The organism is Gracilimonas qinghaiensis (assembly GCF_046602855.1).
Classification (GTDB): Bacteria; Bacteroidota; Rhodothermia; order Balneolales; family Balneolaceae; genus Gracilimonas.
In genome coordinates this window covers 1,933,538-1,956,629 of record NZ_JBKINJ010000001.1, presented here as the reverse complement: position 1 = coordinate 1,956,629, position 23,092 = coordinate 1,933,538, and the positions used below count along the sequence as shown (strand labels likewise).

At 40.8% G+C, this 23,092-nt stretch carries 21 protein-coding genes; 3 read left to right on the top strand and 18 right to left on the bottom strand.

Translation table 11 applies throughout. From position 1 onward, the window contains the following. Window positions 1–115: 115 nt before the first annotated feature. Both ACKGJO_RS08710 and ACKGJO_RS08705 read right to left on the bottom strand, forming a co-directional pair. Window positions 116–1,216, bottom strand: a complete 1,101-nt coding sequence (locus ACKGJO_RS08710) for an aminopeptidase (RefSeq protein ID WP_411323032.1) — start codon at window positions 1,214–1,216, stop codon at window positions 116–118. A 160-nt stretch (window positions 1,217–1,376) separates the two neighbouring features. Continuing rightward, window positions 1,377–2,003, bottom strand: coding sequence for an ABC transporter ATP-binding protein (locus ACKGJO_RS08705; RefSeq protein ID WP_411323031.1), 627 nt, complete (start codon window positions 2,001–2,003; stop codon window positions 1,377–1,379). A 141-nt stretch (window positions 2,004–2,144) separates the two neighbouring features. Here ACKGJO_RS08705 and ACKGJO_RS08700 point away from each other — a divergent pair, with 141 nt between their 5' ends. Continuing rightward, complete coding sequence (locus tag ACKGJO_RS08700) at window positions 2,145–3,818, top strand: hypothetical protein (RefSeq protein ID WP_411323030.1); 1,674 nt, start codon at window positions 2,145–2,147, stop codon at window positions 3,816–3,818. Between the two features lie 6 nt (window positions 3,819–3,824). Beyond that, complete coding sequence (locus ACKGJO_RS08695; protein ID WP_411323029.1) at window positions 3,825–5,375, top strand: acyl-CoA carboxylase subunit beta; 1,551 nt, start codon at window positions 3,825–3,827, stop codon at window positions 5,373–5,375. Window positions 5,376–5,466: 91 nt separating this feature from the next. Here the strand turns inward: ACKGJO_RS08695 and ACKGJO_RS08690 are convergent, their stop codons facing one another. From ACKGJO_RS08690 to ACKGJO_RS08640, 11 genes are all read right to left on the bottom strand, one after another. Then, the gene (locus ACKGJO_RS08690) at window positions 5,467–6,300 is read right to left on the bottom strand and encodes a purine-nucleoside phosphorylase (RefSeq protein ID WP_411323028.1); all 834 of its coding nucleotides are present in this window, start codon (window positions 6,298–6,300) and stop codon (window positions 5,467–5,469) included. After that, window positions 6,245–7,045: an MBL fold metallo-hydrolase gene (locus ACKGJO_RS08685; protein WP_411323027.1), complete on the bottom strand. Its 801-nt coding sequence runs from the start codon at window positions 7,043–7,045 to the stop codon at window positions 6,245–6,247. The genes ACKGJO_RS08690 and ACKGJO_RS08685 overlap by 56 nt, the downstream gene beginning before the upstream one ends. Before the next feature lie 121 nt (window positions 7,046–7,166). Continuing rightward, a complete protein-coding gene (locus ACKGJO_RS08680) occupies window positions 7,167–8,102 on the bottom strand; it encodes a PhoH family protein (RefSeq protein WP_411323026.1) in 936 nt (311 codons plus the stop codon). Window positions 8,103–8,258: 156 nt separating this feature from the next. Beyond that, a complete protein-coding gene (gene rpe / locus ACKGJO_RS08675) occupies window positions 8,259–8,927 on the bottom strand; it encodes a ribulose-phosphate 3-epimerase (RefSeq protein ID WP_411323025.1) in 669 nt (222 codons plus the stop codon). A 6-nt stretch (window positions 8,928–8,933) separates the two neighbouring features. Continuing rightward, the gene (locus ACKGJO_RS08670; RefSeq protein ID WP_411323024.1) at window positions 8,934–9,776 is read right to left on the bottom strand and encodes a PASTA domain-containing protein; all 843 of its coding nucleotides are present in this window, start codon (window positions 9,774–9,776) and stop codon (window positions 8,934–8,936) included. A gap of 29 nt (window positions 9,777–9,805) precedes the next feature. Further along, window positions 9,806–10,762 carry a DUF5683 domain-containing protein gene (locus ACKGJO_RS08665; RefSeq protein WP_411323023.1) on the bottom strand — a complete coding sequence of 319 codons (957 nt, stop codon included), beginning with the start codon at window positions 10,760–10,762 and terminating at the stop codon, window positions 9,806–9,808. A gap of 755 nt (window positions 10,763–11,517) precedes the next feature. Continuing rightward, window positions 11,518–12,654, bottom strand: coding sequence for a type IX secretion system outer membrane channel protein PorV (gene porV / locus ACKGJO_RS08660; protein WP_411323022.1), 1,137 nt, complete (start codon window positions 12,652–12,654; stop codon window positions 11,518–11,520). 749 nt (window positions 12,655–13,403) lie between these two features. Further along, complete coding sequence (locus tag ACKGJO_RS08655; RefSeq protein WP_411323021.1) at window positions 13,404–14,582, bottom strand: acetyl-CoA C-acyltransferase; 1,179 nt, start codon at window positions 14,580–14,582, stop codon at window positions 13,404–13,406. 81 nt (window positions 14,583–14,663) lie between these two features. Continuing rightward, a complete protein-coding gene (locus tag ACKGJO_RS08650; RefSeq protein ID WP_411323020.1) occupies window positions 14,664–15,800 on the bottom strand; it encodes a cystathionine gamma-synthase in 1,137 nt (378 codons plus the stop codon). Window positions 15,801–15,824: 24 nt separating this feature from the next. Further along, window positions 15,825–16,994 carry a tetratricopeptide repeat protein gene (locus ACKGJO_RS08645; RefSeq protein WP_411323019.1) on the bottom strand — a complete coding sequence of 390 codons (1,170 nt, stop codon included), beginning with the start codon at window positions 16,992–16,994 and terminating at the stop codon, window positions 15,825–15,827. 24 nt (window positions 16,995–17,018) lie between these two features. Then, the gene (locus tag ACKGJO_RS08640; protein WP_411323018.1) at window positions 17,019–18,335 is read right to left on the bottom strand and encodes a tetratricopeptide repeat protein; all 1,317 of its coding nucleotides are present in this window, start codon (window positions 18,333–18,335) and stop codon (window positions 17,019–17,021) included. Between the two features lie 138 nt (window positions 18,336–18,473). Here ACKGJO_RS08640 and ACKGJO_RS08635 point away from each other — a divergent pair, with 138 nt between their 5' ends. Continuing rightward, window positions 18,474–18,851, top strand: coding sequence for a RidA family protein (locus ACKGJO_RS08635; protein ID WP_411323017.1), 378 nt, complete (start codon window positions 18,474–18,476; stop codon window positions 18,849–18,851). Window positions 18,852–18,860: 9 nt separating this feature from the next. Here the strand turns inward: ACKGJO_RS08635 and ACKGJO_RS08630 are convergent, their stop codons facing one another. From ACKGJO_RS08630 to lexA, 5 genes are all read right to left on the bottom strand, one after another. Further along, complete coding sequence (locus ACKGJO_RS08630) at window positions 18,861–20,693, bottom strand: M23 family metallopeptidase (RefSeq protein ID WP_411323016.1); 1,833 nt, start codon at window positions 20,691–20,693, stop codon at window positions 18,861–18,863. 2 nt (window positions 20,694–20,695) lie between these two features. Further along, window positions 20,696–21,349 carry a fumarylacetoacetate hydrolase family protein gene (locus ACKGJO_RS08625; protein WP_411323015.1) on the bottom strand — a complete coding sequence of 218 codons (654 nt, stop codon included), beginning with the start codon at window positions 21,347–21,349 and terminating at the stop codon, window positions 20,696–20,698. Window positions 21,350–21,417: 68 nt separating this feature from the next. Next, window positions 21,418–21,675: a 50S ribosomal protein L27 gene (rpmA, locus tag ACKGJO_RS08620; RefSeq protein ID WP_411323014.1), complete on the bottom strand. Its 258-nt coding sequence runs from the start codon at window positions 21,673–21,675 to the stop codon at window positions 21,418–21,420. A gap of 26 nt (window positions 21,676–21,701) precedes the next feature. After that, on the bottom strand, window positions 21,702–22,214 hold the full coding sequence (gene rplU / locus ACKGJO_RS08615; protein ID WP_411323013.1) for a 50S ribosomal protein L21: 513 nt from the start codon (window positions 22,212–22,214) through the stop codon (window positions 21,702–21,704). Between the two features lie 198 nt (window positions 22,215–22,412). Continuing rightward, a complete protein-coding gene (gene lexA, locus ACKGJO_RS08610; RefSeq protein ID WP_411323012.1) occupies window positions 22,413–23,069 on the bottom strand; it encodes a transcriptional repressor LexA in 657 nt (218 codons plus the stop codon). Between the last annotated feature and the right edge of the window lie 23 nt (window positions 23,070–23,092).

Below are 23,092 nucleotides of genomic sequence, written 5' to 3'. Positions count from 1 at the left end.
GAATTATTTTTAAAATGTCGTCACTCTAAAATTAAGAAAGTGCTCAGTTATATGGCATTAAATTAATCTTATATAGCAGCGCACCAATTTGATTGATCTATTAAACACGGTAGGTTCAGAGTAGATTTTCAGGATTCAATCCCTTAAGATCATCTGTTACAAATTTTCTACCGTTGCGAATCAGTTCACCATCCAGATATACATCAGGACCTATACAAACCAGATCCCAATGGATATTACTTGAGTTCCCATTTGGTGCGATCTCATAATCTTTGCCAAGGGTAAGGTGGTTTGAACCATAGATCTTCTCATCGAACAGGATGTCATACATCGGGCTTTCGATAACGGGATTTAAACCAAAGCTGAATTCACCGAATCTTCTTGCCCCTTCATCAGTATCCAGAATATCTTTAAGTGCTTCGTTGTTGGATGAATCGTAATCAACAACTACACCGTCTTTAACTTCAAGCTTTACATATTCAAACGGTTTACCTTGATACACAGAAGGGGCATAGCTGATCACTCCATTTACAGAATCCAGAATAGGAGAGGTAAACAATTCACCGTCCGGGATGTTTCTCTTGCCAAAACAGGGAACCCAATTCTGATCCTTAACGGAAAAAGTGATATCGGTGCCTTCGCCCTTCAAGTGAATTTCATCAGTAGCTCTGAGTTTTTTCTCTAAAGGTTTCATAGCTTCTTCGAGAGCCGCGTAATCTACCAAACAAGCATCGTAATAAAACTCTGCAAATTTTCGGGTTGGCATTTTAGCATTCATAGCAAAAGCCGGTGAGGGGTATCTCATAATACACCAATTGGTATTGTTAACCCGCTCATCAAAATGGACAGGTTTCAGAAAATGCTCAGAATAGGCTTTGTTAGCCTCTTTACTGGTCAGGGCATTTTCATAAATATTTTGGGAAGCACGAATGCCAATAAAAGCATCCATTTGCTTCATAAGGGGTAACTGATCCACGTCTGCTTGATTTTTCCAGAAACTTTTATTGCCGTTCTCTATAAGAATGCGTCGAGTATCGGAATCTTCGATATTTATGAAAGGGTTGGCATCTTTAGCTCTGATCTGTTCAACCAAAGCCCGAAGCAGGTCAATACCATTCAGTCCGATAAGTTGGACCATAACATTTTGTCCTTTTTGAACCTCGGTACTGTGCTCAAGAATAAGTTGAGCTAGTTTTTGGTCTTGTTCTGAAATCATTAGTTAGTGTGTTTAAGATTAAATTTTGAGCTTTGTTCGAACATAATATAAGATACTGAAATGATGAGTAATAAAGTGGCCAGCAGCTTTTAAGAGTGATTACCGTAATTTTCAGCTACGGTATAGTTTAAATTCGAAATTTAAAAAAACTGTGAATGGCTCACTTTATCACCTTACCTACTGTCAACACATGATGGCAAAGTGAAATTTCATCAGGATCGTTGGACGCAATAATGACCAGCGTACCTTTACTTACCTCATTTTCAATTATTGAAGAAACCAAGGCATGTCCATCTTTATCGAGGTTAGAACCAGGCTCATCCAACATCAATGTGTCAGGGTCGTTAACAAGAGCAGCTGCAAGTTTAGTTCGCTGTTGCTGTCCGGTTGAAAGACTCCCGAATAGCTGATCCTTTAAATGCAGTATTTGACATCGTTTTAGAAGATTGAAGAGGTCTTTTTCGCTGGAAACATTACCGCGTGCTTCTTTCAGGAATTGTAGATTTTCAGCAACGGTCAGTTCTGCGTATAAATTTATGTAAGGTGCAGCATAACCTAATTGGGATTTCATTTCTTTCTGGGATAATAACTTTTCAGATTTTTTCCATTCAATGTTTCCTGAATTTGGACGAAGCAGGTAGGCCAGACATTTTAACAAGGTAGACTTACCGCTTCCATTATCCCCGGCAATCCCAAACACTCCGTTTCTGTGCTCAAAACTGAGCCCTTGAAAGATGATTTTGTTGTTAAATTTCTTAGTAAGGTCCGTAGCTTTAACAGATATCATGCACCAAAGGTAGTAAGATTATCATTAAGAAGAATGTTCAGCATATTTATAAAGTTTTATAACAAAGCCAGATTTACTAAATCCTTAATTGTATTGCGACTCGGTAGGCTTTATTTTCAATTTTAAGTTATATTTTAGGATATGCACGAATCGGTAGAACATATTATTGATAAGCTGATGGGGGCGGTTAAAGCCGATAAACCCTATTACGTGCTTAAAGACCTGCTTTCAGCCGGGTTTCCGTCGTTTATTGTTGAAAGAATCCGTATAGAGATCAATGAAAAGATAAAAAAAGAATATGAACTGAAAGATTCGGAATGGGTAAGTACCGATGAGGTCTTGGTTGAAGATGCCTGGGGTGACTTTCAGCATGCTTTGTTTGCCAATTCAAGAATTCCTAAAGACAAATTATATAAGATCACCGGAGAGGTGATCACAGATATTGTTAAGGTATATCTGGAGCCCCGTCACCATATGGCTGATTATATCTACAAGGGTGATGAGGAGCTTTCATTCCAGGAATTGGTGGACAGAACTGAGAAGCTCACGATCTATAAACACTTTGGTCGCGCTATTCCGCTATATATGCGCAAACGCGGACTCCAGACTCTTGAGAAAAAAAGATGTAAGCTTTTAATCCATAATCTGGATGCAAATCTTGTTGCTTCATACACAGCTAAGGAATGGGCTCAGGTGTTGGAGCTTTTGTTTACACTGTTTGGAGGAAAGATCGACGCGAAACTCATTCAGCTTTTCTTTGAAGACAAAGGTTTGTACTTGACTGCTAAAGCTTTCAATGAACTGGACGAACAGATTACCAAAGATCGTTTTATTGAGATACTTTCTTATCCCGACCTGTTGGATGTTAAGCTTCAGGAGAAATTCAGAGAGCAATTCCGGGAAGAATTGATCGCTCAGAAGAATCGATTCGATCAACCTGATGAAGAAGAAATGGAACAGATCGATGAAAAAGAACAACGATTACTGGATAGTTTTTTCGGTGATTACAACAGTGATGACCGACAACTCACGGATCAGGAATCATTCAACGAGCTTTTCAAAACAGAACAAACGGATAAATCGATCTTTGAGGAGTTCGAAGAAACACCCGACGCTGAAAAGATATCAAAATCTATTAAAGACAGTAAGTCGTCCGATGAGATCCAGAAATTTCGTAAGAACCTGGTGACCGTATTGGATCAGGCCGCTCATTCCTTTAAAAACCTTTCCAGAGAAGAAAGCGACCATGAAGATGATGAAAGTGAATTGATCGAAGACATAAATGAAGAAGAAACAGATCAGAATACAGAGCCTGAGACCAAAGATGAAGAAGAAAAAGAAAATGAATTTGATATTCTGAAACAGCTGTCTGACGCCGATCATGACAATGACAAAGATGAATCTACTGATGAGGGTGAGGAAGCGGATTCAGAGGAAGATCCAATGTGGAGGCAGTTTCTTCGTCCGGATCAAATGGATGTTCTCATGGGAGGGAGCCGGCAAGAATCAGATGAAGATCTTTTGATGGACGAGGATACGCTTTTTGAGGAAGAGGATGATGTTATAACACCGGAACTTTCAGAGTTTCTGGTTGGACAGGAAAAACTATTTATCAAAAAAATATTTGGGGGCAAAAAGAAGAAATATGCCTCAGCTATGAAATCAATTGAACAATTTAATAGCTGGGATGAAGTAGGAGACTATCTTCAGGAAGAGGTGTTTAGAAAGAATGATGTGGATATGCTTTCTGACCCGGCCGTTGACTTTACAGATAAACTGCAATCTTATTTTGACGAATATAAAACCAACAATTAAGTATTTATGGAATCCAACCCAAAAGTAGAACGACTCCAGAAATTAAGAGAAGAAGCATTAAAAGGTGGTGGTGAAGCCCGGATAAAAAAGCAACATGATAAGGGTAAACTCACTGCACGTGAGCGCATTGACCTGCTGGTTGATAAAGGCTCATTCGAAGAGATCGATAAGTTTGTAACTCACAGAAGTTCAGCTTTTGGGCTCGACAAACAACAGTTTTTAGGTGACGGTGTTGTGACCGGAATGGGTAAGATCCATGGCCGACCTGTTTATGTATTCAGTCAGGATTTTACGGTCTTTGGTGGCTCTCTTTCAGAAACTCATGCTGAAAAGATCTGCAAGATCATGGACCTCGCATTGAAGAATGGGGTGCCGATAATAGGGCTCAATGATTCCGGAGGGGCTCGTATTCAGGAAGGTGTATCATCTTTGGGGGGATATGCTGAAGTATTCTGGAGAAACAGTATGGCATCAGGCGTGATTCCTCAGATCTCTGCCGTGATGGGGCCTTGTGCAGGTGGCGCCGTTTACAGCCCGGCCCTTACCGACTTTATTTTTATGGTAGAAAATACCAGTTATATGTTTGTTACCGGTCCGAATGTGGTAAAAACGGTAACACATGAAGAAGTGACATCAGAAGAGCTTGGAGGTGCGTCTACACACAGCTCTAAATCCGGTGTTTCTCATTTTTCAAGTCCCAATGATGCTGTATGTATTAATGATATCCGTGATCTCATGAAGTACGTTCCTCAGAACTGTGAGGAAAAAGTGCCAATGATCGATCCAAAAGATCCTGATTCTGCTAAAGCCAAAGCTCTTGATGATCTGGTACCGCTGAATCCTAACAAACCGTATGATATTCACGATGTGATAAATGGTATCATGGATAAGGATACTTTCTACGAGGTTCACAAAGACTATGCGGACAATATTGTGGTTGGTTTCGCACGCCTGGGTGGGCGGAGTGTTGGTGTTGTAGCAAATCAACCGCTATCATTGGCCGGCGTATTGGATATTGATGCCTCTCTGAAAGGTGCTCGTTTTGTACGCTTTTGTGATGCGTTCAACATTCCATTGGTTGTGTTTGAAGATGTACCCGGCTTCTTGCCCGGAACGGATCAGGAATGGAACGGGATCATCAAACATGGTGCCAAGCTTCTATATTCGTTCTGCGAGGCTACCGTTCCTAAGATGACCGTTATCACCCGTAAAGCTTACGGAGGCGCTTACGATGTTATGAACTCTAAGCATATTCGTGCTGATTATAACGTGGCCTGGCCAACGTCTGAGATCGCTGTAATGGGGACGAAAGGAGCGGTTGAAATTATCTTCCGTCGAGAAATAGCCAAAGCTGATGATCCGGAAGCGAAACAAAAGGAATTGGAAGATGAGTATAGTGAGAACTTTGCCCATCCTTACCTTGCAGCAGGACGTGGCTTCATAGATGATGTCATCATGCCGTCTGAAACTCGCCAAAAGCTGATTAAGCAGCTTGAAGTGTGCGAGAACAAGGTAGATACCGTGCCTAAGAAAAAGCACGACAACCTACCTTTGTAACTAAGCGAAAGACATTTTAAAATCGTACACGTAGGGGTAATTCATAAAGTGCCCCTACGTATTTTGAAATGATAGTTCAATTAAATGAGCACTAAAATTCCCTGATCAATCCCTTTACGAGTTTTGCAAAAACCTCTTTTTTCTGATCGGCGGCTTCTTTCACTTCAGCATGATCGAGCTTTTGATCTACAACTCCTGCAGCGGCATTTGTGATAAGTGATACGGCTGCAGCTCTAAGCCCAAGTCTGCCCGCTTCAGCAAGCTCAGGTGCTGTACTCATACCAACGGCATCACCACCCATATATCTGAATGCCCTGATCTCTGCTTTGGATTCGTAGCTTGGCCCTTTGGCAAATAAGTAAGTTCCCATCTGTGTAACAATACCTAAATCCGAAGCTATCTCTTTGACTTTTGCTGCACTTTCTTCCATATCGTAACTCCAGTTTTTATCAGCCGGCTCAGAGATCATAAAAAATTGTTTGATGATGCTATCAATGATCATCAGGTCCCCAACCTTGTAGCGTAAATTGATACCACCGGCGGCATTGGAGATAATAAGTTTGTCAACCTCAAAAGCTTTTGAAAGCTGTATCGGTAGTACGGTTTTGGAAATAGGATGCCCTTCATAATGATGGAACCGGCCTGAAAAAGCTAGTACGGAACTTCTATCAACCGACCCAAAGATCAGTGATCCCGAATGTCCAATAACAGTAGAATCCGGAAAAGAAGGAATATCAGTATATGGAATACTGATCGGATCTTCGATGTGATCACCAAAACTTCCCAGTCCTGACCCCAGAATTACAGCAGAGTCTATTATATCAGGTAACCCCGCGTTCGTTAAAAAATCTTTGATCTCAGTAATGTGTTCAGGAAGGGACATGCGACTCGATGTTTTCTGTTGAGTATCCGGTTTTATCGTCATAGGATGTCAGTTTGTATAAAGGATGCTTGTCTTCATGATAGGACATTATCACATAACCTTCATCCAGGGCTAACTTTGACAATTCTTCCCGGCGCTGCTGACTGACTTTGGGTTCAAAGTCATATTTGGCAGCATACTTTCGGTTTACGGCTCCTTTGGTTCCAATCACATCTCCGGCTTGCAAATACTTTTGTTCGCCATCGTCAAAAAGCAGAACCTGATGAAATTCAGTGTGCCCGCCGATCTTTCGGACCGTGATGTCAGGATAAGGTTGATCTTCATCTTTCAGGAAGTGCAGGTCGGCCTTTGCATCCAGAAAGGAAATGAATTCCGTTTTTTCTTCATCATAGTATTCCTCTTTGTCCGTTACTTTTCTCCACCCCTTTTCTGAGACCCAGATCTTTGCTTTTGGAAAGGTCAGTTCCCAAAATCCATTTTCACGATGAGCCAATCCGCCAATATGGTCGTAATGGAGGTGACTCAAAAATATATCAGTGATGTCAAATTCGGTGAGGTTATGCTCCTCAAGGTTTTCTCTGAGGGTATCGGGACCGGTATCTTCTCCAAACTCACCTATACCGCAATCAAACATGTAGTTTCGATCGGGGGTATGAATCAGAAAGGGATTCAATGAAAGTTTAAGGGCTCCCTTAGCAGGAGGATCATTCCTGTCAATGCGTACAAATTTTTTATCGAGACCAACAGAAAAAGTGCCTTCGGGTAGTACTGCAGCGTATGTGTTCATGTTCGATTAAATATGTGTATTGAAATGAGTCAATATCTAAGCTGTCCGCGTTCAGTAAACAGCTCTCAGTTTTATTCAATTAAAACCTGTGAGCTGTAGCCTGATAGCTGAAGAGTGACAGCTATTTTTCCTTATCCTCAAATTTCTCATAAGCTTTAATGATATCACGAACAAGTTTATGGCGAACCACATCTTCCTCTCCCAGATACACAAAATCGATGCCTTCAATATCCTGAAGAATTTTTTGAATGGAGATCAGACCGGAGTGCTGCCTGCGTGGAAGATCAGTTTGGGTGATGTCGCCTGTAATAATAGCCCGGCTGTTAAATCCGATCCGTGTCAGGAACATCTTCATCTGAGTGTTTGTCGCATTCTGAGCTTCATCAAGGATCACAAATGCATTGTTCAGAGTTCTACCCCTCATATAGGCTAGTGGAGCTATCTCTATGACATTTTTAGTAAGATTCAGATCCAGTCTGTCGCGATCGATCATATCTTCAAGGGCATCGTACAAAGGACGTAAATACGGATCGATCTTTTCTTTGAGATCACCGGGAAGAAAACCAAGATTTTCACCGGCTTCAACGGCAGGGCGGGCAAGGATGATCTTTCTAACCTTTCGGTTCTTCAGTGCCCGAACAGCGAGAGCGACAGAAGTATAGGTTTTACCCGTACCGGCAGGACCTATAGCAAAGACGATATCATTTTTGATGGAGGATTGCACGATCTCTCTTTGACCGGGTGTCTTAGCAGATATTGCCTCTCCATTGTGGGTATGAATGATCGTATCACCGGTTTCGTCAAGGTCGCGATACTTTGGTCGGCTAGCGGTGCTTTCACCAGATTTTAAATTGACCAAGGTATTTACATCTCCCTCAGCTACTTTACTTTTACGATCAAGTAGTTCAAGCATACCTTCAATGACCAATGAAGCTGTTTCAACTTCTTCAGCGGGGCCAGTTAACTTAAGTCGGTTTCCGCGTGCATTGAATTTGGTTTCTGGAAATGCCTTGTCTAAAGCAATGAGATTATGATCGTGTAATCCAAAGAGAGCCATTGTGTCGGCTCCCTGAAGTTCTATAACTTTGTCGATAAGCGTTCTGTCGTCTTTTATAGCTGCAAAATTAAATTAATTATTAATCCTAAATATAAGGATTTAACAGAAGAAATGGGATGAGTACATCAATAACTAATCGATGCTTTTAGGGTAGATTTACTGAAATTTTTCTGTCAGTTCCTGAACCCGAGCACTAATGTTTTCAGCACTGAAAACGCTGCTGCCTGCTACAAGTACATCGGCTCCGGCTTTAGCTACTTTACTGATATTTTTTAAATTAACTCCGCCATCAACTTGGATTAGAAAGCTAAGTTCCCTGCTGTCCCTGATAGCAGCAAGTTCAGATAATCTCTCATAGCTGGATTCGATAAAACTTTGCCCGCCAAAGCCCGGGTTTACACTCATAATTAGCACCAAGTCTACATCCTGAAGGATCGGTTCAATAATGCTGACAGGGGTTGAGGGATTAATTACCACACCGGCCATTATACCGTACTTCTTTATATTCTGAATAGATCGGTGAAGATGTGGGCAGGTTTCGTAATGAACTGAGATAAGATCTGCACCTGCTTCCACAAAATTTTCAACGTACTTATCGGGTTCCTCGATCATTAAATGAACATCCAAAAAAGCTTCTGGAGCTGCTTTTTTTGCCGCTTTCACGATACTGGGACCGTAGCTTATGTTGGGTACAAAATGTCCATCCATGATATCACAGTGTATCCAGGAAGTGCCACCATTTAATGCATCCTGAATTTCTTCTCCCAATTTGGTAAAGTCTGCTGCAAGGATAGAAGGCGCAAGAATAGGTAGCTCGAAATTCATTTAATTTTACTTATTTAGATCTGATTGATTATTTAAAGAGTCGGGCGGTGTATTTGATGAAGTTCCGGTTGAATCGATGATAACCGCTCCGCCTTCACTTTCTTCTTTAACTTCAAAGCGTTCAGAGATGGTAAGATCAAGGGTTTCACCCTCTCTGAGTTCTGCCTGTTTAGGTTTGAAATCGAGAACTGTATTTGGTAGTATATCACGTGTTGGGCGAAATTGAACTTCACCAACATTCAAGCCCGCTTCTCTTAATTTTACCTGGGCTTCTGAAAGCCTGAGTCCCACAATTTCCGGTACAGTCACCATCCGGTCACCAAGTCCGTCACTGATCACGAGATCTACAACGGCACCTTTTTCGACCGTTGTTCCTGCCGGGATTGATTGTCTTAGCACTACATTTTTAAAACGATTTGACTCATAACTGCGGCTCCCCACTTTCAACCCATAATTTTGAAGCTGTATCTCAGCATTTCTAAGGGAAAAGTCTACCACTTTTGGTACCTCAACCTGAGGTTTTACTTCAGTATTTACTGTTAAATATATTTTTCGATTCGGTTTAACGATAATAGAAGCTGTAGGATTCTGATCGATCACATAATCGGCAGGGTAGGCTGCGTTTGCACGGCGTTCTGCGACTTCAAATCGAAGGCCATAATCCGTTAATAGCGTTTCGGCTTCTTCAAGAGAAACCTTGGTTACATCAGGTACTGTAATACCCTCGTTGTAATTTGTGTAGGACGGTAAGATCCATTTATCTGCAATAAATATCGAGGCGGCAATAAAAACTACCAAGCCTGCCAAGATAATATAGAAATATTTATTGGTGAAAATATATTTGAGCATATCCATAAAATACGGGAACTTTTGGCGGGTTAAAAGTGCCAGGTTACTGAAAATTGTTCAAGTCGCATCAAATTGGTTTGTGTTTCGATTCGACTGTTTTTCAACTGAACGGCAAAGAATGCATCGAATGCCGATACAATATGATTTACCACGATCAGTTTCAGTATGTTCCCTGCAACGCGGTAGTTGTCATTAAATTCTTCTGCCTGGTCACGACCTTCATAAAAAAGCGAGAACGGTTCGTCAGTTCCATTCCAGAAATAACGATACATGCTTTCATTTTGAGTAGGAGATGTGGTGACGCTATTATACCAGTCACGCCAGCCGGGTTGAAACTGATAATATTTACTGATGAGTTCGTAATATTGCTGGGAACCGTAATTAGGTAACAAATGAGAGAAGTTACTGCCCACCCGGTCTTTAAAATAAAATGGCGTGGATGCCTCCACGTTGTGCAAGATGTTTAGTGGAATTTGATCCCAGTCGTTCCGTGTGTCGCTCCAATCGGGAGCTCCTGAAAGCTGAGCTTCCAGTGACTGCCAGTTGTTATCGAGTCCATGGACCTGTGAATAATTGACAAGCCACTCTGCGTAAGCAACTACACTCCAGTTTTGATGAGTGAAGCGTTCATAAGCTTGTTCCTGCTTACGGGCTTTTGCATTTTTGTCCAAGTGATAGATCAGGCCGATTACCTCTGCTGTGAAATATAGTCCGGCTCGGCCCCATTTTTCATTTGCAGCCTGACCAACACCAGGAATGATAGCGGAAGCCAAAAAAGCAGCTCCGGGATTTTTTTTAGGGAGATCAAATACGGAAACCGATTTGATAAATGAATTTTTTGAAATAAAAGATGAACATTCAAATTTGGATTCTGTATTCGGTTCAACGAATATATCACTCGAAAAATCTGAAACATACTGCGCCTGACTGATTGAGGTCAGTAATAGAGAAAGAGCCAATAAAATAAATATTTTTACTGTTCTCACAGCAACTCAAAATCAAAAATTAGGCCAAAATGTAATAGTAGATTCTGACCATAGGTTACCTGATTTAATCTCGAATTGGTAATGAAATCATCGGGAAGTGTAAGACTGAATTGGTCGAGACTATAAGATCCACTAATAAAAAGTTTCATAGGGAATAAGTAATATCCATTCAAAAATATTCCGAGCTTGGCTTCCAAACCTGATATCAGCTTTCAAAAGAAATCTTCCATCCATTGCCGGTCTCAAAAAAGAATCTGGTGAAAATCTTTTCGATGGTAAAAAGGTCTTTATGGGCATGAATTCCAAATCTCCCCGACAGGCGAATATTCAAACATAAGATTTGGAAGGCGGTAAATATGAGGCAGCGCTTAATAGCTGATGGTAAGCCGTCCGTTTGAAGCTTTCTTAAAGTAATTTTTTGTGTGTTCAAGATGAGCTTCAAAATAAGATCGATCATGCGGCAAGGGTTCGATTCATATGTATTTAGCTCGTGGTAAAAAGGGTAGGCCTTACAAACCATTGGGTCCAAAGATGCCAGCACCTGGGTAAGGCGGTCTTAATCGGGTTGAAATTCAATTATGAAAGCAGTCACATTGAGAGTGCACAGGGCTTCAAATGAGTGAAGACCAAGAGAATAAGTAGAAACAGAAATCACATGGTTGCGAATTGCAGGTATAGTCTGTAATTGTGCAGGTGTAACCTGTTTATAAAACAAATAGCATACTCTTTATCAAAAACCTCAATTTACATATGGATTAAAAATCGATGAGTAAACTAAATCGCAAGGTGTTTGCCAGCGGATGATCTGTTTCAAGAGTTTTGATATAACTGAAATCAACTCCTATAATATTATACCGGATACCGGCACCGAATGTAATGTATTCACGATCCCCATTTTGCGGATCTTCAAAGTAATAACCTCCACGCAGTGCAAACTGATCAGCATACCAGTACTCAAGTCCCGCACCGATCATGAATTGTTGCATTAGTCCGACTTCAACAAGATTGTTCCCATCAAGTCGGTTATAGCTACCCCATGAGTTGAACAAAGCTTTAATTGGACCTGAAGCTACACTTGTAGTATCTCCACCACCGGTTTCCAGTTCGGTTCTTGCCATAACCTTGGAAATATCGTTTGCAAAAGTAATACGGTTTACGCCTTGATCATCCAGATTAAGATCGAAAGCCCATCCAAATCTCAGTAAAGTTGGTAGCGGATCTTTTTGTGCATTGTCAGTATACTGAATACCTGGACCAATGTTGGAGAGATTGGTACCAAAACTGAATCTGGCATCACGACCGCCAACCAGGAATGGATCTGTTTTATAAAGCAAGGCAAGGTCTAAAGCCACGCTGCTACCGGGATTTACTTTTTGAGCACTTATGGAAGTACCGCTGGCCAAACTGGAATAGATCAGTCTGAGGCTGGTCCCTCCGGCAAGTTTATCTGTAAATTTATAACCGTATGAAGCACCAAAAGCGACCTCGTAACTATTGAATCTGGAGATGGGCTCGGGACCGGTCTCATCCGTAACAACCTGTTCACCCATATTTAAATAAGTAAGATGAGTTCCGATATTACCAATACCGGGTATGTGAAATCTCCCAACAACATTGTCGTAAAACAGATCACTTACATTAAAGTTGGCAAGCCAGTTAGAGTGGGTGATACTTGCTTGATTATAATCTTCCTGAAAAGCCAATCCAGCAGGATTCCAAAAATAAGCGGCTGCATTGTCAGCAATAGCAACACCTGTATTGCCCATACCTGCTGCTCTGGAATCTGGCTCTATTTGCAGAAACGGTACAGCGGTAATGGCTACCTGCGCATTAACAACGGCTGGAACGGATAAAAATAACCCAACTAAAAATGATGATACTAGTTTTTTCATAACGCTAAATTTTTAGAGAAATATAAGTGTTTTAAAGCAAAATTATGGAATGCTCGCTCTTTTAATTCTGAGCATGGTATAATAGATTTAGTAATAGCTGAATCTCTCTTATGTTCTCTCAGCTTTAAATACTCATTTATAAGTAGTTCACAGTCATTACAACGTGTGACATCCATGCTGTTATATAAAAGGGTTATATCAGGCTCAACATCTCTTTTAGATCTTTCGGACAGGCAGGTATGAGTTCGCTTTAGGTTTGAAAGCAAAGTGTTCTTCATATAAATGAATATTTTAGCAGAAACAGCATTCTTGTCAAGGTTTTGATATCGTGAAAAGAGGGCGTAAAAAAATATTATGATTCTAATAGTGAGAATTATTTAATAACCCTTCTTTATAAAATTATGTCTGTAAAAGAATTTAATTTTGCTACTATTTTAAGTTGACGACACTGTATGGTTCCGACAAAAAAAGCAAACCACTTTAAAATAGCAGCTTGTTAAGCATATAAAATATTTATTATTGGGTGCGTTTAATAACATTTAAAGTTTTGTAGCTGTTTACCTATAAGAGCGTAGAACTTGGGATTATGATTACTTGGGGATGTGATGCAGATATGTGTCTGATAGAATTATATACCGTAACTGAATGATGTTAACGTTACGTGTTCTTTAATACTCTTGTATTATATATCTGTGTAATAATAATGTCAATAAAAAAGAGCCCGTTTTAAGCGGGCTCTGGGTCAAATATCAAAGCATTTCGATGACCATCGAGGAAGCGCCACCACCACCGTTGCAAATACCTGCACAACCGTATTTTCCTTTGGTTCTGCGCAATGCATGGATCAGTGTTACAAGAATTCGAGCGCCTGAGCAACCAAGCGGATGACCAATACTTACGGCGCCGCCGTGAATGTTAACTTTTTCAGGGTCAAGCTCAAGGATCTGATTATTAGCAAGAGCCACGACTGAAAATGCCTCGTTGATCTCGAAGAGATCAATATCATTTTTGGTCAATCCTGCTTTTTTCAGGGCAATAGGAATTGCGTCAGCTGGTGCAGTGGTAAACCATTCGGGTGCTTTTGCAGCACTGGCACTGCTTAAGATCTTAGCCAGAGGTTTAAGACCAAGTTTTTTTGCTTTATCGGCACTCATGACAAGTAGTGCTGCTGCTCCGTCATTGATTGAGGAGGCATTTGCGGCAGTTACCGTTCCCTCTTTGTCAAATACAGGGCGCAACTGAGGTATTTTGTCGAACCTTACTTTGCCAAGTTCCTCATCTTTTTCTACTTCGGTCACATTACCTTTGCGGTCCTTGACTTTCATTTTAATGATCTCATCCTTGAAGTAGCCTTTTTCAGTCGCCTCAATAGCTCGTTTATAGGAAGTAATAGCATATTCATCCTGATCTTCACGACTGATATTACACTCTCTTCCGCAAAGATCACCTGCATTACCCATCAAGTAATCGTTATAAACATCCCATAGACCGTCTTTAACAATACCGTCTTCAACTTTTGAATGGCCGTATTTGGCTCCAAAACGTTCTTTCGGAAGATAGTAGGGAACGTTACTCATGCTTTCCATGCCACCCGCAACAATAATATCAGCCTCGCCAAGACGAATCTGATCGGCAGCGATCATTACTGATTTCATTCCGGATGCGCAAACCTTATTAACTGTGGTTGATGGTGTGCGTTCAGATAAACCGGCCTTTAAGGCAGCTTGTCTTGCCGGAGCCTGACCAACGCCTGCTGATAGAACATTGCCCATTAATACTTCCTGAACGTCATCGGGCTTGATACCTCCTTCATTAACTGCTTCAAGGATAGCAGAAGCTCCTAATTCAGGGGCTGAAAATGAAGAAAGGCTTCCTCCAAATCCACCTAATGGTGTTCGTTTTGCTGATACTATTACTACTTCTCGCATAATCTAATAATTTTAATTGATTGTTCTGAAAGCGCTTTTTTAAGCAGTTATTATGTTATCTGCCTTACTGAATATTGTTGTTTAAAATGCCTGATCTAAATCAGCAATCAGGTCTTCCTCATCCTCAATTCCGACTGATATTCTGATCAGTGAGTCTTGTAGTCCGGCTTTTTCCCTGACATCTTTAGGAATGGAACCGTGTGTCATGGATGCCGGGTGACTAATAAGTGATTCAACTCCGCCCAAGCTTTCAGCCAATGTAAAAATTTTAGTGTTACTCATAAAGTTAACCGCAGCTTCAATAGAGTCATCTTTTAGCGTAAAAGAAAGCATGGCTCCAAAATCATCCATTTGTTTGGAAGCTAGTTCGTGCTGAGGATGTGATTTCAAACCGGGGTAATTTACGGATCCGACTTCAGCATGAGATTCAAGATACTCGGCGATCTGTTTCGCATTCTCAACGGACCGCTGAACCCGAACACTGAGTGTTTTAATACCTCTCAGAGTCAGATAACAGTCCATGGGACCGGGAACGGCTCCTGATGTTTTTGTCTGGAATCTTAAATTTTCCATGATCTCTTTATTGGAACTTGCAACTGCTCCGTGGATCACATCGGAGTGACCGGCTAAATATTTTGTAGCTGAATGCAGTGCAGCATCTGCTCCCAGTTCCAGCGGTCTCTGAAGATATGGGGAAGCAAAAGTGTTATCTACCACGGTCAGAATGTTATTTTCCTTTGCCAGATTTGAAAGGGCCTTAATATCAACAACACGAAGCAGTGGATTTGTGGGAGTCTCTATCCACATCAGCTTTGTCTTATCCGTGATGGCAGACTTTACCCTATCAATGTCAGTCATGTCTACAAAGGTGAAATCAATACCGTACGGTTCAAACACTTTGGTAAACAACCGATATGAACCGCCATAGAGATCATTTGTAGTTATCACATGATCTCCCGGTCGTAACATTTTCATAAGAGCATCCATAGCGGCTACGCCACTTGAAAAACAAGCGGCTTCATCGGCGCCTTCAAGACCTGCGATCATTTTTTCGAGGGCAGTTCTGGTTGGATTTCCTACCCTTGCATAATCATACCCTTTGTGATCGTTAGGCGCCTTCTGAGCATATGTAGACGTCTGAAAGATCGGAGGCATAACTGCTCCGGATGTTTCTTCAGGTTTTTGGCCTGCGTGAATGGTCTTGGTATTAAATTTCATAGTTTAGATTAAAGCTACAGTAATTTAATTATTCTTCAGTTTGTTCAGAGTTGTCAGTTTGCTGTTATAGCCACTGTTATTCGGGTGAATTTCATTCAGTCGACCATAATAATCAGTTGCAAAATTTATAAGTTTGTCAGCCCTGTTTCTCAATTCAGACTTATGATCTTCAAAAGCCACTTTAGCTATAGATAGATAATTGGCAGCAAGATTATTGTAAAAAACAGCAAGACTTTCGAGATATTCAATATTTGTAGTATCACGTTTGAATGCTTCGATTAACTGAGTTTCAGCCTCTTCACCCATTCCAACAGCTTCCATTTTTATCTGTTCGGCCAAAGAAGTATCATTTTCTTCATAGGCATCTTTTAGATCATCCATAATATTAGAGGTGATCTCGTATAGCTGAGTTCCGTATACATTTCTCAAGTTAGCGTTATCAGGATACTCTTCTACAAGTATTTCTAACATAGAAGCTGCAGCTTCATGATTTGAATTCGATATGTAGGCATTAATTAACCCATAAGCGAGATTAATATCTTCGGTCATATCCGTATTAGCCATCTCATAATAGTCTGCAGCCATTGCCGGATTCCCTTTTTCCAGATACAGATAACCTAGATTTTCATAAAGCTCAGCAGAAGGTTCATTGCTATGATCAAGTGCACTTTCAAGACTGCTTATTGCAGCATCGATGTTCCCCAGGTTGAATTCTGCCACAGCAAGGTTTTTGTATGAACTTACAGCATCAGGTCGAATGATGAGGGCATTTAAGAAATGGCTTTTTGCGGTTTCGTAAACATTAATTCCATCATTATTCTCAAAGATGCGCAATCCGGAGTTGTGTTCGGTTTTCCAATATTGCTGTTTCAGACTGTCAATTGTTGCCAAATGTGATTCATTAGCTCCCATTTCAGCAGATAGCTCAAAATCAGTAACAATTCGATTATAGTGGTCTTTTCTGAGTTCAGGATTTATATCCTGAGCCATTTCAGCTGTGATCTCAGCTCTTTTGATATAAAGACCAGGTTGCCCCGGATCTTCAGTAAGCCGGTTATTGATTTCTGTCAGAGCCTGATCATATTTATTGTCAGCCACTAATTGGTCGACGTTTACTTTTGATGATCCGCAAGAAATAAAAAACCCGGCCACAAGTAGTAAGCCTGTTAGCCGGGTAAAATTTGAAATTTTCATAAGGGTTTTTTTAGGTGTATGCAATTACATACCTGCTTTATCCATGGCTTCCTGAGCCTTTTCCTGCATATCTAAGGTAATGTAAACATTAGAAAGGCTTCTCCAGGCGGCTACGTTATCAGGATTGATCTCTACAGTTTTTTCGTAAGCTTCCATAGCTTTGGTAAGTTCTTCCTTAGCAGCGGTGTCGAATTTATCAACTTGGTCCAGATCGTCAGCATAGTTACGCTGACTAAATAGTACAGCTGCTTTATTTTGGTAAAGGATGCCAAGGGCATTGTAAGCTGTCGCTTCGTCTGGACGTAATTCAGTTGTTTTGATAAGTTCAGACTCTGCCAGATCATTGTACTCAGCAACGGTTTCAAGGTTCCTGTTGATCTCATTTTCCAGTTCAGTGATCTGCTCTTCTATCTGCTCAGCTTCGGTACCGGAAGCGTTTCTGAGTTCCCTCTGAAGATCGTAGATCTCTTCATAGATTTCAGTGATCCTGTTAGTAAATTGCTCAGTTTCCTGTAGCATTACAGTACCTAGTACTAAGTGATACTGAGGATTATCAGGATCGCTGGCAATAAGGTCTTCCAGCACATCAATGGCTTTGTCACGCTGACCTACTGTCATATAGTTATCAGCAAGTTTTTGAGTCAGACTTACAGTATCGGGGTAGATCTCAAGACCCTCTTCCAAGTACTCTATGGCTGTTTCAGGTCTTTCTGACTGCGCAAAAAATACTGCTACTCGATCATAGTCGCTTGCGGGAGGAGGATCTTTCATCTCCATTGACTGAGCAAGTGCATCAGCGGCTCCGGCAAAATTATTGTCCATGTAATGTATCTGAGAGAGCACATCATATGACAGGGTGCTGTCAGGATTTACAATGATAGCATTCTCGAGGTGAGCAATAGCGATCTGCAGAGGTTCTTCAACAGTGGCCATTACACTGTCATTAGTGGCGTAGTCCAAAGAAGAATTATGCTCGTAACCCCAGGTTGTGAGGATAAGATCAGTAACTCCATCGGCTTCTTGTGGAGCTTCTTCCATTCCATCGAAGAGTTCTCTTGAAGTTACTGCATTTTCGCGGAAATCACGGTACACAGGTTTTCTACTGCTAGGTGGTTGTATGGTCTTTGCCTCTTCTGCATTAGCGAGGGCTTTATAGTAATAACCTAGGCCGTTGTCAGGATTTTGAGATATAAATCTATCGAGACCTGCGTAAGCACTATCGAAATTCTGTGTGTAGATGTTTAGTTGGGCTTGGTCAATAACAGGATCGGTAGTTTCACAACCTGTAAGTAATCCCAAAAACAGGAAAACAGGAATAAGGTTACGTAATAGCTTTTTCATTTTATTTATAGATTGGATTTGGTTGTAATCAGTACAAATTAATATGTTGTTGAAAATAACCATATGTGTTGCTTTCTGCAATTTATTAGAGCACATGGTTTTGTTCATTATAAAAAACAACTTATTAAAATCGTTTTCATGAAAAAAATATATTCAACGGATAAAGCACCCGCCGCAATAGGCCCATATAGTCAGGCTACATCACATAATGGCATTTTATACTGTTCAGGACAAATTCCGCTGGATCCGCAAACAATGGGAATTGTGGGTAATAATGCTAAAGAACAGGCTGAACAGGTTATGAAAAATTTAGAAGCTGTTCTTACAGAAGCCGGAATTGACTTTTCTCATGTACTAAAGTGTACCATATTTTTGGCAAATATGGATGATTTTGCGACAGTGAATGAAGTGTATGGTGCGCGATTTGAGTCAGATCCGCCGGCAAGAGAAACAGTTGCAGTTAAGACCCTGCCCAAAAACGTCTTGGTTGAGGTTGGCTGTATTGCATATCTGTAAATAACATCTTTATCGGTCGGTTAATGTGATCGTATCAGTAATTTCGATCTCATTACCGGCCTTATCTTTTACTCTTATCTTTATAGTGTTTTCACTGTTCGGGGTGAAGTCAGGGTGATAATATCTCAGTAACTCTTCTTCGTAATCGTATTCAGCAATACCTTTCACTCCATTTACTTCGAAGATGGCGCTGGAAGAGTCTATACCGCTTAATTCATCCGATGCATTAATGGTGACAAACCATTTTCCATAATCTGTTCTGACCATCCTAAGATCAGTCAGGCTTGGTGGTATTTCATCAGCTACTATTTTGAAGGTGCCAAACTCGTTTGGAAAGCCCAATAAGGTTTTGCCTCTGAGTCTGGAATCGACATAACTGAGTTCATTATCCTGTGGGTCGATCCTATAGAACCCATACCTATTATGTGCTTGAAAATGATCGCCCATAAAATATTCCATCATAAAGTTATTTTTCAGGGGTGCATTTTCAGGTAGAATTGATATTTCAATTGAGTTATCAGCATCTTTAGACCTGTTTGTAGCTATCATGAGTGTATCAAAAAATGTGTTTGGCTTGAATCGAAGACGTAAATTGCGGTCTCCGGTATCTATCTTATGAGCAGAGTCGGGCAATAATCTCAGAAACTCAAAGACCTTTTGTCCATTCTGAAGCAAAACTAAGTTGTGATTCGGGGCGAGCTTGAGTCCCTTCAGGTCCTCAAAAATGTAGGTGTTTGTTTGATCCGGTGAAAACCAGTTTTCCGTCCAGTACCACTCTTCAGAAGCTAACCAGCTTGTCGGATACCGTTTTAAAGAGCCCGCAGAATCACTGACCAGAGCTATTTCTGCGGAAGAAGTATTTCCAAAATAATCTTGTGCGATAATTGTATAGGTAGTTGGATCAGAGGTGGCAGCTAACCGAGCCTTGTGCCGGTCAATGGTATAAAATGGATTGTTATGACCATCCTTGCCGTAAAGTCTTTGGTGACCTCGTTTATCTGAACCAAAGGGAGCAATGCGATCCAAGAACATTTCATTCTCCTGATCAAAGCTAAAGGAATCAAGTTCCTCATGAAAGAGTGTATCCGAATCATGCATCAATGTAAGTTGATGAACTGCGTAGGCGTTGTAGACATCGTTTGCCTGATCGTACACGTTTACCGCCAATCCCGCAGTTCCTTCTACTTTAACTATGCCAAAATTGTAGTTGTCATTAGATTTATTAGCTCTAATAAAATGCGAAACCGGCTTTCCATTTACCTTGCTATCATTTGTAAGAGGCTCTACGATCACAGAGCTAAAAACAGGGGGGATGTTATCCTTGATTGGGAAGTCCGCCTTTAAAGCATTGATAGGATTTTGCAATGAATCTCTGATCTCAAAATGCAGGTGTGGCGGTCCGATTCCGGTCGAACCAGTGAATCCGATAACATCTCCTTTTTTTACTGCTATTTCTTGAGACTCAAACTTCTCGTCCATTTCAAATGAGTAGTCTTGCATTCGAATGGAATCAGCCAGTGACTGAAAGGAAGAGTTAAATCTTTGTAAGTGAGCGTAGGTTGTGTAGGTATTGTTGGGATGTTTTAAGTAAATAGCGTTACCGTATCCTCTTTCAGTAATTAGTAATCGATATAAAATTCCATCCTTTGCGGCAAAAACCCTATAGCCTTCCCTGCCCCATGTTTTGATATCCAAACCCGCATGAAAATGAGCTGACCGGGTTTCCCCAAATGTCGCACTTAGATAGGTGCCGGAATCGGTAGGCCAAAGATACTCCTGAGCCTTGGCGGGAATGACGAATAGAGATAAGGAGAGCAGTAAAGTAAAAATGGGGGTTCTCAAGACTAGGCGATGGTTACTTTGAGTGATTGATCTCCATTATTCAATAGTACTTCAAGCTCATCACCCGAAGATACTTTTCCAACACCTTCAGGAGTACCTGTAAAGATAAGGTCTCCCGGGTGCAGGGTAAACAATTGTGACAAAAAGGTAATTAGATTAGGTATAGGAAATATCATTTCAGATGAATTGCCGTGCTGTTTTACAAAACCGTTTTGGAATAGTTTGATGTCAACCTCAGACAGATCCTGACGAGGATCAAGTTTAGTGAATGAGCTGATGGGTGCAAAACCGTCAAATCCTTTGGCAATGGTCCAGGGTTTACCCTGCTTTTTTGAAATTGCCTGTATGTCTCTGGCAGTAAAATCAATGCCAGCACCAACGCCGCCAATATGCTCATTTACTTTGGCAGGGGAGATATCTTTCCCGGATTTACTGATTGCTAAAACAATCTCAGCTTCAAAATGAACGTCATTTGATTGTTTTGGGAGTTCAATTTTTGAGCCGTCAAAACAAATGGTTCCTAGGGGCTTCAGAAACACCAGCGGGATTTTCGGCACCTTATTACCAAGTTCTTTAGCATGAGAGGCATAGTTTCTGCCAATACAATATATGTTACGAACCGGAAGATCTAAGCCGGGTATGATTGGTTGTTCCATAAAATAAAGATATAAAAAAAGCCTCGTACAAAATATGCACGAGGCTTTTAAATTTCATTTAATGCAGATCAGTTTACAGGATCTACATTTACGTGCTTACGGCCACCGGAACGAACAGAGAAATTTACTGTGCCGGTTTCAGTAGCGAAAAGAGTATCGTCTCCGCCTCGCTTAACATTTAAGCCGGGGTGAAATTTGGTGCCACGCTGACGAACAATAATTCCGCCTGCACGAACAAACTCTCCACCGAATTTTTTTACACCAAGTCTCTTGGAGTTTGAATCACGACCGTTTCTTGTTGAACCTTGACCTTTCTTATGAGCCATAACAGTAAGGGTTTTGTATTAAAAAATTATTTAAGTGCTTCTATGAGTTCCGCTTTTCTCAGGCTTGAATATCCTGTAAGGCCTTTATCTTTTGCTAGATCTTTTAATTCAGCAACAGTCATAGACTCGAGATCTGCGGTTTGCTCCTTTTTGACTTCTGCTTTTGGAGCTTTAGCTTTCTGGGCCGGAGCTTCTTCTTTTTTAGCAGCTTTCTTAGGAGAGGCACCTGAAGCAGTAATGCTCTCGATCTTGATCTGAGACATTACCTGACGGTGACCATTAAGTTTTTGATATCCTTTTCTGCGCTTTTTCTTAAAGACTAAAACTTTATCCGCTTTAACGGTGTCCAGAATTGTGGCAGAGATTTCAGCACCCTCTACAACAGGGGTGCCGACATTCACAGTTCCATTATCATCCTTTATCAGCAACACTTTATCAAATGTAAGCTTTTCATCTTCGGCGTTTTGTTTGTCAACAAACAATACGTCGTTTTCTGCTACTTTATATTGGTGCCCGCCGATTTCAACAATAGCGTACATATCTATCTAATTTCTTATTTGCATTTAATTGAGAGCTTGTAAAGATAAGGCATAGTTCTCAGAAAGCAAAGTCATTATACGTTGAATAATTCCTTTTGATGCATTAATTCAGCTTGGCTTAATCAAGATTAAAAACGGATAAGAAAGGGAGTATACACTACTGTCTGTTTAAATGCTTTAAAAGCAACAAAATAGCGTTCAAGCCACCTTTGGAATAGCTCTCTGAAATCCCTGACGGTTTACATGCCCTATATATTTCCCAATTACTTTTACTTCCTCAAACACGTCAGGTTCAATAATGATGTCATCATATTCAGGGTTGGCAGGTTCCAGCCGTAATCCGTTATCATCCCAGTATATCTTTTTCAAGCTCGTTTCTCCATCATAAAGCACGGCTCCGATATCTCCGTTCTTTACATCAGTATCCATTAAAAGCACAAAGTCTCCATCATATATACCGACATCTTTCATGCTGAAACCGGTAACGCGCAAGGCAAATAGGTCATCCAAGTCAGGAAATAGGGTCTCCATGGTGATGCTGCCAAGATTTGCCTCAACGGCTTCCTGTAGCGAACCTGCAGCGATCAGACCTCGAATCGGGATACCTTCTTGCTCATCGGTTTCACCCAATAGACTCTTTTTTTCTGAGGGAAGATCATATTCTTCATCATTTGTTTTAACTAGATAGCCTTTCTTAAGTAGTGCCTGTATATTTTGGGTTACGCTATTTGGTGAGGCGTAACCAAAATGGTCGGCGATCTCACGATAAGTAGGCCATACTTCATTATCTTTTTTATACTCAACTATGAAGGTGAAGAATTCGTGTTGCTTGCGAGTTAAATGTGCGTTGTCCATGATGATAAGTTTTCTATGTAAAA